Here is a 12666-nt window from a genome sequence, read left to right as displayed (position 1 = left end):
GACTCTGCGCGCGTTCGCTCCGGCGGCGCTGATCGGTGCCGGTCAGGGTCTGCTCGTGTCGTTGATCGTGCAGATCGTGGCGAGCTACGACGCGGGCACCTGGTGGGCCTTCGCGGGCACAGCGGTCCTCGCCGGAGTGGTGTTCGCCGCCGTCAACCAGGCTCTCGTCGCGGTGTTCGGCGGCGTCGGTCGCTGGATCTCGGCCCTGGTGGGAGTGCTCGCCGTAGCGACGGGCCTGATCTCGACCGTGCCGGACTGGCTCGCCGGCATCGGTGCGGCACTTCCGACGGCCCCGGCCTTCGCAGGGCTCATCACGGCCAGTGGTTCGGCCGTCGCCGCGCTGGTCGTCTGGGGCGTGCTGTCACTCGTGGCCACCACGCTCGCCGTGACGCTGCGACGCACCACCTCGGCCAAGGCGGTCCTCGCCACCACCTGACTCCCTCCTGCTCTGCCCCCTCCCTGCCCCCTCCCTGCCCTGCCCTGCCCTGCCCTGCCAAAACGGAGACCATCTCCCCTCAGCTCAGCGCGTCGACATGTGACGCGCCGAGCCGTGCGCGTGACGGTCTCCGTTTTCGCATGCGGTGACCAGGACCTAGGCTCCTGACATGCGTCGACCGTTCATGGACACCCCCGACCAGCTCGAGAGCTTGGAGGGGCAGCAGTACCTCGTGCTCCGGCCCACTGTCGAGGTCGCCGATACCTACCGGGAAGTGCAGGACACTGCACTCGCACGGCTCGGCGCTCCGGTACGACGACCGCACACCGGGCACGTCACGCTCCGAGGCTTCTACGAGCCCGAGCGGCGCGACGAACTCGCCACGCTGATCCGCTCCTGGGCGGCGCAGCAGACGCCGATCGAGATCACCGCCGAGGCCGTGGACGAGTTCCCCACGCCGTGGCAGATCCTGATCGTGCGCCTCGCCCGCACCGCATCACTCGTCTCGGCGTACTCGTCCCTGACCACCGCACTGGATGCCACGGACTTCCGCCGCCTGGGCGAGCTGCCGTTGGAGGAGTGGACCTTCCACCTCTCGGTGCTCTACGGCAAGACTCTCGACCCGGAGGTCTGGTCGCACTTCGCGCAGCCCGAGTCGCGTGCTCTCGAGCCTGCGCCCGCCGAGACCATCACCGAAGCCGAGCTGGTCTGGTACGAGGACGGCATCGAGCACGCCGAGGTCCTGCCGTTGGGAGGCTGACCCCCACTCCCCACTCCCACTCCGGCCGAAACAGAGACCTCCCGCACTCTGCCCCGCGTGTCCTGTGTGGACGCGCCGGGCCTGATGCAGGAGGTCTCTGTTTTCGCAGCTGAGTGTTCGCGGCCGGGATTTCGCAGCCGAGTCGTCGCAGCCGAGCGCGGCTCAGCTCAGGCCGGAGTAGGCGTGCAGACCCTTGAAGAAGACGTTCACGATCGTGAAGTTGAAGATCACGGCCGAGAATCCGACGATCGCGAGCCACGCCGAGGGGTTGCCCCGCCAACCGCGGGTAGCCCGTGCGTGGATGTAGCCGGCATAGATGACCCAGATCACGAAGGTCCAGGTCTCCTTCACGTCGAAGCCCCAGAAGCGACTCCAGGCGTAGTACGCCCAGATGGAGCCCGCGATGAGAGTGAAGGTCCAGAGGATGAACCCGATGATCGTGAACATGTACGCCAGGCTCTCCAGGCGCACCGCGTTCGGGAAGGTGCGGAGGAAGCCTGGGCCCGTCTTGGTCGCCCCCTCGCCCAGCAGGCGCTCACGTCGCGACTGCATGAGCTGGATCACCGAGAGGGCGAAAGCCAGCGCGAAGAATGCCGTCGCGAGCGAGGCGACGAACACGTGGATGACGAGCCACACGCTCTTCAGCGGGTCCATCAGCGGCGAGACGTCGACGTAGAAGTTGGTCGCTCCGAGGCCGAGCAGCACGACGACGAGGCCCGTGATGAACGTGCCGAGGAACCGCAGGTCGATACGCGTGAGCACGACGAGGTACACGGCGATGATGAGCAGCGTGCCCATCATCGCGAACTCGTAGAGGTTCGCCCACGGCACACGACCGGCCGCGATGCCACGCGTGACAGCGGACGCGAGGTGGAACAGGAAGCCGAGCACCGTGAGCGAGGTGCCGATCCTGGCCATCACGAATCGCTGCGGGGCGGAACCGGCATCAGACCCGCCCGACGCTGCGGGGATGCTCGCTCCACCGGCCCCTACGAGCACCGACTCCCGCACGTTCTGTGCATCGGCCGTCGCCTGCGAACGCCGCGCGAGATCGAAGGCGTAGGCCACGAAGGCTGCCGCGTAGATCGCGATCGCCGTCCACAGCAGGACCGGCGAGATCACGTTGAGCTCGAGCATGGTGTCAGTCTACTTTCCGGGTGTCGGTTGCCGGGGCTTCCACCTCGGCGGACTTGGTCGCGATGTCATCAGCCACGGTGTGATCGTCCGCGGTGTCGTCGGCAGGGTTCTCGTCGTCCTCGGCCCGCACCGTGGTGCCGCCTGCCGCGTCGAGCAGTCGGGCGTGGCCGGCGACGAGGTCGTCCACCGCTGCCGCGAGCGTCGGGTCTTCCCCACGGGCGAGCGCCGCGTATTCGAGGGCGACCTCGCCGTCCTGCGCCGTGGCCTTGACCCACACACGTCGCCGCGGAACGAACAGCGCGATCATGAGACCGCCGAGGGCCAGCAGCGCGAAGCCCAGCACCCATACACCTGACTCGTCACGGTGGATCTGCAGCGAGGCGAAGCGCTTCACCGACTGGGAGGCATCCGTGGCGCCGGCCGGAGACTCGTCCTCGAAGGTCACCGAGCCGAGGCCGTTCGGCAGCTGCGCGGTCTGCCCGGGGGCGAGCTCGATCGACTTGACGTCGGTGGTGCGGCCCGTGAGCTTCGTCATGCCGGTGGTGTCGAGCACGTAGACGGAGCGCGGCACACCCTCGTTGATGCCGAGGTCACCCGTGTACACGTCGAGCGTGAGCGTCGGGTTCGTGAGGTCGCCGTACGCGGAGAAGAACGCACCGCTCTCGAGCACACCCGTGGTCGGGTAGAAGAACCCGACCAGGCCGACCTGCTCGGCCAACCCGTCCGGCACCTTGAGCACGCCGAGCGAGGTCATGTTGTTGTCCTGCGGCAGGAACGGCGTGCTGTTGGTGAACACGACATTGCCCTCGGGATCGCGCACCGTCACCGTCGGCGCGTAGCCGTTGCCGAGCAGGAACACGTCGTCGTCGGCGACACCGAGGGGCTCGTTGACCTTGACGGAGCCGGTACGTTCCTCGCCGTTCTCCTGCACGGTGACGTTGGCGGAGAAGTCGCCGGCCTGACCGGACCCCGGCTCACCGAACGGCTGGTAGGTCACGTCGAAGGAGTCGAGGCGCATCGAGTACGGGGAGAACGCGTCGTCGCCCACGAACCGTCCGCGGTTCATCGAGTCGTAGTCGAGGAGCGTGTTGGCGAAGGTCTCGCCCTCGACCAGCACCCGCTGCCCGGTGTAGGAGAACCCTCCGCCGATGCCGACCGTGACCAGCACGCCGACGAGCGCGAGGTGGAAGAGCAGGTTGCCGGTCTCGCGCCAGTAGCCGCGCTCGGCGGAGACCGAGAACGTGCGTCCGCGGTCGTAGCGCTCCACCCGGTAGCCGAGGGCCTTCAGCTGCTTCGTCGCGACGTCGATGGACGCGGCCGCCTCCGCTTCCGCATCGCCGGTCTTGGTTCCGGAGTCCGCCGCGGGATCGCGCGTGACGGCGCGGTAGTCCTCGAGGCGCTGCAGCCGGGCGGGGGTACGCGGCGGGCGGGCACGCAGCGCCTTGGCGTGGTGCTTGATGCGCGGGATCACGCAGCCGACGAGCGAGGCGAACAGGAGCAGGTAGATCGCCGAGAACCACGGCGACAGGTAGACGTCGAAGAGCTTGAGGCCGTCGAGGATCGGGAACAGGTCGGGGTTGTCGCGCTCCCACTGCGTCACACCGTTGGGGTCGGCCATCCGCTGCGGGAAGATCGAGCCGGGAATGGCGGCGATCGCCAGGACGAGCAGCAGGATCAGTGCCGTGCGCATCGAGGTCAGCTGACGCCAGCCCCAGCGCAGCCAGCCGACCAACCCGAGGCGCGGCTGGGTGATCGAGTCGTCTCCGTCGACGTGGTCGGACGGGCGGAGCGGATCGCTGGAGTCGCTGTTCGCGGCACCCTTGTTCTTGGTCATGACCTTCTCAGTGCGGGGAGTTTTCTCGGGACGGATGGGCTTGTCGGGACGGCTACCATCTCGCTCGCTCGTCTCGGGATCGTCAGAGCGGGAGGATGACACTGCCGATCACCGCCGTCAGTCTCGACATGATGTCGGTCCAGAGTCCGGTGACCATCAGGACGCCGAGGAGGAGAAGCATCACGCCGCCGATGATGTTCACCACCCGGATGTGCCGACGCAGGAACCCGATCGCCTTCGTGGCCCAGCCGAAGCCGAGCGCGACGAGCAGGAACGGGATACCGAGGCCGAGCGAGTAGGCAAGGCCGAGGAAGCCCGCCCGCACCGGGTCTCCGGCATTGAACGACAGCGCGAGGATCGCCGCGAGCGTCGGTCCCATGCAGGGAGCCCATCCGATGCCGAGCGCGATGCCGAGGAGCGGCGCCCCGACGATTCCGGCTCTGGAATCCACGTGGAAGCGGAATTCCTTCTGCGCGAACCCGAACAGCCCGAGGAAGACCAGGCCCATCCCGATGATGACGACGCCCAGGATGCGGGTGATGAGGTCGCCCCACTGCAGCAGGAAGACCCCGGCCGTTCCGCCGAGCACGGTGTAGAGGATGAAGACGATCGTGAAGCCGAGGATGAACAGCAGCACTCCCCCGACGAGTCGCCCCCGCGTCGCGGTTTCTGCCGTCTGCGTCGTCGTCCCGCCTTCCCCGCCGGCAGCAGCGGTCGACCGAGGTGCGACCGCACCGCCGAGGAAGCCGAGGTAGCCGGGAACGAGTGGGAGCACGCAGGGAGACAGGAACGAGACGAGTCCCGCGAGCATCGCGACGGGAATCGCGATCCAGAGGGCCCCGGAGCCGATGATCGCTTCGGGACTCATGAGCAGTCCTGGCCGCTCACGAGTCCTCCGCGAGGGCGTCCTTGACGAGCGTGGAGAGGATCGACTTGCCGTCGATCGGCCCGATGATGCGCGCCGCGACGCGCCCTTGCTTGTCGAGCACGAGAGTCGTCGGCGTCGCGGCGATCGGAGTCTCCTTCGCGAAGGCGAGCTTGGCCTGAGCGGTGTCGACGTCGATAAGACTCGGGTACGTGACGTCGTACTCGTTCGCGAAGGCCACGGCGGTGTCGGCCTGGTCACGGGTGTTGATGCCGATGAACGCGACGTCCTGATCGCTGAAGTCCTGCCAGACGCCTTCCAGATCTGCCGCTTCAAGACGGCATGGCGCGCAACCGGCGTACCAGAAGTTGACGACCGCGACCTGACCGGCGATGTCGGCGCTGTCGAACTCCTCGCCCTTCTCCGTCACGCCGCTGAACACGACGGGCTCGCCGCGCTCGGCGACGGGGATCTCGACGATCGCGCCGTCGGCTGCGACGTAGCCGGTGTTCTCGCCGTTCAGGAACGATTCGCTGACCGGATCGGGAGCGCACGCGCTCAGACCGATGGCGAGCACCGCAGCGAGCGCGGCACCGACCGCACGACGCGAACGCCGGGTGCGGGAGGAGCGGCCGCTGCGGATCTGACGGACCGTCGAATCGCTTGGCACGACTCCGAGTTTACGCAGAGGATCCTATGCGCGAGCCGGAAACGGGACCTCCTCCGACGCCCCTCAGAAGCGCGCCAGGATGTCGTCCACACCCGCCCGGAAGCGTGGACATGTGGCGATGTCGTGGGCGCGGCAGCCCATCGCGTGCTCGGTCATCTCGCGCGATCGACGCATCTCCTCCATGCGCCTGTCGATGTCGTCCAGGTGCTGCTGCAGCACCTGATGCCGCCCTGCACTCCCGTCATCGAGCAGCACGGCGATCTGGTCGAGCGTCATCCCCGCGGCCTTGCTGCGCTGGATCACGGCTATGCGCACGACCTCGTCCTCGCCGTAGCGCCTCCGCCCGGCAGCGTCGCGCGGAGGGGTGAGCAGCCCCACCGACTCCCAATGCCGCAGAACGTTCGTCGGCAGGTCGAAACGGGTCGCGACATCACCGACGGACCACGGATGCTCGGAACTTGACTTCATGTTGACATGAAGTCACAGACTGGCGTGGAACGCAACATCCAGAGGAAGGACCACCATGTACGACGCCATCGTGATCGGCGCAGGACCGGCAGGACTGCAGGCCGCTCTGACCCTCGGACGGATGCACCGCTCCACGCTGCTGCTCGACTCGGGCGAGTACCGCAACGGCACCGTCCTGCACATGCACAACATGATCGGGGAGGACGGTGCCGCTCCCGCCGGCCTCCGCGCGACCGCCCGAGAGGAGCTCGCCGCCTACGACGACGTGGAGATCCGCGACATTGCGGCGACGAGCATCACCGGCGTCGAGGACGCGTTCGCGGTAGGCATCGCCGACGGATCCGTGGTCGAGGGGCGCCGGGTCATCCTGGCCACCGGGGTCGCCGACGATCTTCCGATCGTGTCCGGACTGCAGGAGTTGTGGGGCACGCTCGCCTTCAGCTGTCCGTTCTGCGACGGGCACGAGCACGCCGGCAAGGACATAGCGATCGTCGGCGCCGCGCCCCGCGCCGAGCACCTCATCGGGTTGCTGGGGAGGATCGTCGCGAGCATCACGGTCGTGCCGGTCGAGGAGGCGTTCACGGACGAGGACATCCGCACGCTCGAGGCGAAGGGCGCGCGGGTGAGTCGCACCCCCGTCGCCTCCGTCGAGAAGGTCGAAGGCGGCGTGCTCGTCCGCACGGACGACGACGAGCGTGTGGTCGCCGGAGTCTTCATCGCCGCAGGGGCGATGCGTCAGCGGTCGCCGTTCGCCGCGCAGCTCGGACTCGGCATGCTCGAGTCCGGGTGCATCGAGATCGACGAGTTCGGACGCACCTCGCACCCCGGGGTGTTCGCCGCGGGCGACCTCGCCCACCGTGCGACCCTCCCCGGCCCGATGGCATCCGTGCTGCTGGCGGCCGCCGCGGGTCAGCTGGCCGCTGTCGGCATCATCCAGTCACTCCTGGCCGCCGAGCACTGACCCCGTTTCGAATCGCGCACGTGGGTCCATCCGTCGCCGGAATGGAACCACCTGCGCGATTCGGAAGTGGGGGTCAGACCGCGCCGACGTCGACGGCACCGCCGGTCGCGGCAGGCTCGACATAGGCGACCTCTCGCCAGACGTCACCGACGCGCTCGAAAGAGGTGACGCTGGACAGCGCGCAGCGTCGGGTGCGTGGGTCGTGTTGCAGCGGAAGCCCCGCGACGCGGAGGTGCGTGATCCAGATGGGCGCCTGGTGCGACACCATCACGACGTCTCCATCGGGTGTCGCATCCCACGCCTCGTCCATGACACCGAGCATCCGCTCAGCGATGGAGGAGTAGGGCTCGCCCCAGCTGGGAACCGAGGGCTGGCGCAGATGCCACCAGTTCAGGGGGTTCATCAGGGAACGGCGCATCTGCGTCCCCTCGAACACGTTCGTCGGCTCGATCAGCCGGATGTCGATCTCCGGCACGAGGTCGAACGTCGCGGCGAACGGCTCGGCCGACTCCTGGGCGCGTTCGAGAGGTGACGCGTACAGCGCGGAGACGGGACGGTCGAGCGCGGCCACATGGTCGGCCGCTGCTGCGGCCATCCCCCGGCCCGCGTCGCTCAGGTGGTAGTCGGGAAGACGTCCGTAGAGCACGCGGGCCGGATTGTGCACCTCACCGTGTCGCACGAGGTGCAGCCGGGACGCCGTCATGTCACGCCTTGCTGTAGCGCGAGTCCCCGAAGCCGAGGATCAGGTACCCGATGTACGGGAAGAGGAACAGCAGGAAGAACGAGAAGACCCCGCCCTTGCCGAAGCGTCCACCGAGCTTGAACGCGACGATGATCGCCAGGATCAGGTTCGCGACAGGGATGAGGTACAGCAGCGCGAACCAGCCGGAGAGGCCGGCGATCTTCACCAGGAAGACGAGGTTCACGAACGGGATGATGGCGAGGATTCCCGGGTACCCGGCCTTGGTGAAGACCTTCCACAGGCCGACCGCGACGAGGATGTAGAAGACGAGCGCGATCAGGCCGGTGGTACCCGAGAAGATCGACGCATAGAGATCGGAGATGCCGTTGTTGTCCACGGTGCACTCTTTCTGTGTATGAGCTGTGTCGTGGCGATCCTACTGATACGCCGTCCCGGCCGTCGGTGACCGGGCCGATGACCGGCCGACCGCCCCCGTAGAATGGGCGGGTTCCCCATTTCCCAGATCAGAAGGAATACTCCGTGTTTCGCACCCACTCGGCAGGCTCTCTGCGAGCCGAGCACATCGGTCAGACCGTCACCCTCTCGGGTTGGGTCGATCGCCGTCGTGACCACGGAGGAGTCGCTTTCATCGATCTGCGGGACGCCTCCGGCATCGCCCAGGTCGTCATCCGCGACGAGGAGATCGCGCACCCGCTTCGCAACGAGTTCGTCCTGAAGGTGACCGGCGAGGTCTCGCAGCGCCCCGAGGGCAACGCGAACCCGAACCTGCCGACCGGCGAGATCGAGCTCATCGCGACCGACGTCGAGGTGCTGAACGAGTCCGCTCCGCTCCCCTTCCAGGTCTCCACGGCTCTCGCCGACACCGAGACCGTTGGCGAGGAAGCACGCCTGAAGTACCGCTACCTCGACCTGCGCCGCCCGGCCCCGGCCGCCGCCCTGCGCCTGCGCTCGAACGTCTACAAGGCGATCCGCGACGTGCTGCACGCCGACGACTTCACCGAGGTCGAGACGCCCACCCTCACCCGCTCCACGCCGGAGGGCGCCCGTGACTTCCTGGTTCCCGCGCGCCTGAGCCCCGGCAGCTGGTACGCACTGCCCCAGTCCCCTCAGCTGTTCAAGCAGCTGCTCATGGTGGGCGGCGTCGAGAAGTACTTCCAGATCGCCCGCTGCTACCGCGACGAGGACTTCCGCGCCGACCGTCAGCCGGAGTTCACGCAGCTCGACATCGAGATGAGCTTCGTCGACCAGGAGGACGTGATCGCCCTCATGGAGTCGCTCATCGTGGCGATGTGGGCGACCATCGGCGTCGAGGTGCAGACCCCGCTGCCGCGCATGACCTACGCCGAGGCGATGGCCAAGTACGGCTCCGACAAGCCCGACCTGCGCTTCGGCCTCGAGCTCGTCGAGGCGACGGAGTACTTCAAGGACACCCCGTTCCGCGTCTTCCAGGCCGAGTACGTCGGCGCTGTGCGCATGCCCGGCGGCGCGAGCCAGCCGCGCAAGCAGCTCGACGCCTGGCAGGACTGGGCCAAGCAGCGCGGTGCACGTGGCCTCGCCTACGTCCTGTTCAACGAGGACGGCACGCTGGGCGGCCCCGCAGCCAAGAACCTGTCGGAGGCCGAGCAGGCCGGACTCGCAGAGCTCGTCGGTGCAGAGCCGGGCGACTGCGTGTTCTTCGCCGCCGGTGACACCAAGCAGAGCCGGGCACTCCTCGGTGCAGCGCGCGTCGAGATCGGTCGCCGCCTGGGCTATCTGAACCCCGACGAGTTCGCCTTCACGTGGGTCGTCGACGCTCCCATGTTCGAGCCGGCGGCCGACGCGGTGGCCTCCGGTGACGTGGCAGTGGGCGCCGGTGCCTGGACGGCCGTGCACCACGCGTTCACGGGTCCCAAGCCCGAGTTCGAGGACACGTTCGACACCGACCCCGGATCGGCCCTCGCGTACGCGTACGACATCGTGTGCAACGGCTCCGAGCTCGGCGGCGGGTCGATCCGCATCCACCGTGAGGACATCCAGAAGCGCGTGTTCGAGGTCATGGGCATCAGCGACGAGCAGGCCGACGAGCAGTTCGGCTTCCTACTCGACGCGTTCAAGTTCGGCGCTCCGCCCCACGGTGGGATCGCACTCGGGATGGACCGCGTGCTGCAGCACCTGACTAAGACCGAGTCGATCCGCGAGGTCATCGCGTTCCCGAAGTCGGGCAACGGCTTCGACCCGCTGACCTCCGCTCCCGCTCCGATCACCGATGCGCAACGCGCCGAGGCCGGCGTCGACTTCGAGCCCGAGGACGAAGACTGAGTCCAGCCGCCTCGCGCGAGCACAGGCACACACGCCGGATCAGGCGGTTCTGCGAGGAACCTGCCTGATCCGGCGTTTCTGCCTGCGGCGGCGTCGCTTCGTTCAGCCTGCGATCGATGCGAAGGCCGGGACGATGTTCTCGTTCCACACATCGACTCCGAGCTTGCCGATCAGCGCGATCACGACCACGAGGAACACGACGCGGATGAACGTGGTCCCGCGCGAGATCGCCATCCGCGAGCCCAAGTAGCTTCCCGCGACGTTCGCGACCGCGAGGATGCCCCCGAGCAGCCATAGCACGGCGCCGTGCGGGATGAACAGCATCAACGCACCCGCATTCGTCGCGAGGTTGACGATCTTGGCTTTGGCGCTCGCCTGCAGGAAGTCGTAGCCGAGCAGCGCGACCAGCGTGATCACGAGGAAGGTACCGGTGCCAGGACCGATCATCCCGTCGTAGAAGCCGATCCCGAGTCCCGCTGCGCCCGCCATGATGTGGTGCTTGTGCCCATGGAAGCGCAGCTGGGTCGCCGCGCCCATCTGCGGCCGGAACGCCGTGAACAGGGCCACAGCGAGCAGAGCGATCACGATGATGGGTTTGAACGCGGCAGGGGGCAGCACGGTGGCGACAGCGGCCCCTCCGAAGGAGCCGATCAACGCGATGATCGCCATCGGCAGGGCGGTGCGCAGGTCGGGTTTGGCTCGTCGGTAATAGGTCGCACTGCTGGTGGCCGTGCCGAAGACCGAGGCGAGCTTGTTCGTCGCGAGCGCCTGCACCGGGGAGATGCCGGGGATCAGGAGCAGCGCCGGCAGCTGCAGCAGCCCTCCCCCGCCCACGACCGCATCGATCCAGCCGGCGCAGAACGCGGCGATCACCACGAGCAGCAGCATCCCCCAGGTGAGCTGCTCGAGTCCGAGCACGGCGCCGATATCCACCTCGCCATGATTCCAGAGAGTCGACGCCGCCCTCGCATCCGCCGACAGACTCATCCGCTGACAGACTGGAGCCATGCTCGAAGCCCTCCCGCTGCCCCACTCCTTCGAATCGCGCATCGGCACCGCGCTCCTGCGCCGCGCGACGGTCGACGACACGGATGCCGTGATCGCCCTCCTCGCCGACGACCCGATCAGTGCGGCACGCGGCGATGTGGCATCCGCTGAGGACCGCCCGGCCTATGAGCGCGGTCTCCGCGAGATCCTGGCCGAGCCGTCGAACGACCTGCTCGTGGTCGAGCTCGACGGTGCGGTGGTCGGCACGTTGCAGCTCACCTCGATCCCGGGCATGGCGCGTCGCGGTGCACGGCGGCTGCTGGTCGAGGCAGTACGGGTGCAGAGCAGTCTGCGCTCGTCGGGCATCGGTTCCGCCGTGATGCGCTGGGTCGGAGAGGTCGCCGCCCCAGCCGTCGACGCATCGATGGTGCAGCTCACCTCCGACGCCGCCCGCGTCGATGCCCACCGCTTCTACGAGCGGCTCGGCTACGTCGGCTCGCATCGCGGCTTCAAGTACACGGTTTCCCAGAGCTGAAGCCCCGGCGGCCCCGACCGGACAGCACCCAGCCACCATCCGTTCACCTGACCCGCGACGGGCGGCAACCTCCACCTCATAGTGTCCTCTCGCAACCCGACACCGGCTCACAGCGCCGGACACCGAGAGGACACTCATGGCTCGCTTCACCCGCCGCGCGCGCATCGGCGCGGGCATCGCCCTGGCCACCACCGCCGCACTCGCGCTCACCGCCTGCTCCGGAGCAGCGGACGCCACTGGTGGCGGCAGCTCCGACGTCGATGCCGCCGCAGCGGCCTCGGTCGCCGACTTCGGCACGTTCGCCGACCTCGAGGCTGCAGCCAAGGCCGAGGGCTCGCTCAACGTCATCGCGCTGCCCCGCGACTGGGCCAACTACGGCGAGATCCTCGACCTCTTCGCCGAGAAGTATCCGGAGATCACCATCAACGAGGCGTCTCCCGACGTCTCCAGCGCCGAGGAGATCCAGGCCGCCAAGACGAACGAGGGTCTCGACACCGCACCCGACGTCTTCGACATCGGTCTCACGGTCGCCCTGCAGAACACCGATGTGTTCGCTCCCTACAAGGTGCAGACGTGGGACGACATCCCCGACGAGCTGAAGGAGCCCACCGGCCTCTTCGTGGGCGACTACGGCGGGTACATGTCGATCGGCTACGACTCGTCGAAGTTCGACGCTCCCGCCGAACTTTCCGACCTGCTCTCCGCCGACTACAAGGGCGCCGTCGCCATCAACGGCGACCCGACGCAGGCGGGGGCCGCATTCGCCGCCGTCGGTCTCGCGACCGTGCAGTCCGACGGCACGCTGGACGACTTCCAGCCGGGCATCGACTTCTTCTCCGAGCTGCAGAAGGCTGGAAACCTGCTCAAGGTCGACGTGACCACCGCGACCATCGCGAGCGGCGAGACCCCGGTCGTCTTCGACTGGGACTACCTGAACGCCTCGCACACGGCCGACAACAAGGACTGGAAGGTCGTCGTGTTCGACGGCACCGGTTACGCCGGGTACTACAAC

Annotated in this window: 13 protein-coding genes and 1 pseudogene; 6 read left to right on the top strand and 8 right to left on the bottom strand. The window is 67.9% G+C overall.

Annotated elements, in window-relative coordinates:
- Positions 1-436, top strand: a pseudogene (locus DSP71_RS05995) (hypothetical protein); the annotation flags it as partial.
- A gap of 169 nt (positions 437-605) precedes the next feature.
- Positions 606-1196 carry a 2'-5' RNA ligase family protein gene (locus DSP71_RS05990; RefSeq protein WP_227751275.1) on the top strand — a complete coding sequence of 197 codons (591 nt, stop codon included), beginning with the start codon at positions 606-608 and terminating at the stop codon, positions 1194-1196.
- Positions 1197-1358: 162 nt separating this feature from the next.
- On the opposite strand, the gene ccsB is transcribed toward DSP71_RS05990, so the two are convergent.
- The 5 genes from ccsB to DSP71_RS05965 all read right to left on the bottom strand — a co-directional run bounded on the left by ccsB (position 1359) and on the right by DSP71_RS05965 (position 6170).
- Positions 1359-2333, bottom strand: coding sequence for a c-type cytochrome biogenesis protein CcsB (gene ccsB / locus DSP71_RS05985; RefSeq protein ID WP_058630472.1), 975 nt, complete (start codon positions 2331-2333; stop codon positions 1359-1361).
- A gap of 4 nt (positions 2334-2337) precedes the next feature.
- Positions 2338-4167, bottom strand: coding sequence for a cytochrome c biogenesis protein ResB (locus tag DSP71_RS05980; RefSeq protein WP_113680632.1), 1830 nt, complete (start codon positions 4165-4167; stop codon positions 2338-2340).
- A gap of 82 nt (positions 4168-4249) precedes the next feature.
- A complete protein-coding gene (locus DSP71_RS05975) occupies positions 4250-5035 on the bottom strand; it encodes a cytochrome c biogenesis CcdA family protein (protein ID WP_061017254.1) in 786 nt (261 codons plus the stop codon).
- A 16-nt stretch (positions 5036-5051) separates the two neighbouring features.
- Positions 5052-5702, bottom strand: coding sequence for a TlpA disulfide reductase family protein (locus DSP71_RS05970; RefSeq protein WP_113680631.1), 651 nt, complete (start codon positions 5700-5702; stop codon positions 5052-5054).
- Positions 5703-5765: 63 nt separating this feature from the next.
- Positions 5766-6170, bottom strand: coding sequence for a MerR family transcriptional regulator (locus DSP71_RS05965; protein ID WP_113680630.1), 405 nt, complete (start codon positions 6168-6170; stop codon positions 5766-5768).
- Positions 6171-6225: 55 nt separating this feature from the next.
- Here DSP71_RS05965 and DSP71_RS05960 point away from each other — a divergent pair, with 55 nt between their 5' ends.
- Entirely contained in the window at positions 6226-7131 is a 906-nt protein-coding gene (locus DSP71_RS05960; RefSeq protein WP_113680629.1) for an NAD(P)/FAD-dependent oxidoreductase, read from the top strand.
- A gap of 73 nt (positions 7132-7204) precedes the next feature.
- Here DSP71_RS05960 and DSP71_RS05955 read toward each other — a convergent pair whose 3' ends face one another.
- Positions 7205-7834: a histidine phosphatase family protein gene (locus DSP71_RS05955; RefSeq protein ID WP_113680628.1), complete on the bottom strand. Its 630-nt coding sequence runs from the start codon at positions 7832-7834 to the stop codon at positions 7205-7207.
- A gap of 1 nt (position 7835) precedes the next feature.
- Positions 7836-8210 (bottom strand): DUF5684 domain-containing protein, encoded by a 375-nt coding sequence (locus DSP71_RS05950; RefSeq protein WP_046747313.1) that lies wholly within the window; start codon positions 8208-8210, stop codon positions 7836-7838.
- Positions 8211-8353: 143 nt separating this feature from the next.
- On the opposite strand from DSP71_RS05950, the gene aspS reads away from it, so the two are divergent.
- The gene (gene aspS, locus DSP71_RS05945; RefSeq protein ID WP_113680627.1) at positions 8354-10132 is read left to right on the top strand and encodes an aspartate--tRNA ligase; all 1779 of its coding nucleotides are present in this window, start codon (positions 8354-8356) and stop codon (positions 10130-10132) included.
- 102 nt (positions 10133-10234) lie between these two features.
- Here aspS and DSP71_RS05940 read toward each other — a convergent pair whose 3' ends face one another.
- Positions 10235-11065 carry a sulfite exporter TauE/SafE family protein gene (locus DSP71_RS05940; protein WP_396652044.1) on the bottom strand — a complete coding sequence of 277 codons (831 nt, stop codon included), beginning with the start codon at positions 11063-11065 and terminating at the stop codon, positions 10235-10237.
- 73 nt (positions 11066-11138) lie between these two features.
- On the opposite strand from DSP71_RS05940, the gene DSP71_RS05935 reads away from it, so the two are divergent.
- Together DSP71_RS05935 and DSP71_RS05930 are read left to right on the top strand one after the other, a co-directional pair.
- Positions 11139-11654 (top strand): GNAT family N-acetyltransferase, encoded by a 516-nt coding sequence (locus tag DSP71_RS05935; protein WP_113680626.1) that lies wholly within the window; start codon positions 11139-11141, stop codon positions 11652-11654.
- Positions 11655-11790: 136 nt separating this feature from the next.
- On the top strand, positions 11791-12666 hold an 876-nt coding region (locus DSP71_RS05930), incomplete at its 3' end, for an ABC transporter substrate-binding protein (protein ID WP_113680625.1).

The organism is Microbacterium sp. H6, assembly GCF_003314775.1.
In the GTDB taxonomy this organism is placed as follows: domain Bacteria; phylum Actinomycetota; class Actinomycetes; order Actinomycetales; family Microbacteriaceae; genus Microbacterium; species Microbacterium oxydans.
The sequence above is the reverse complement of the archived record's forward strand: the minus strand, read 5'-3'. Positions and strand labels throughout refer to the sequence as shown.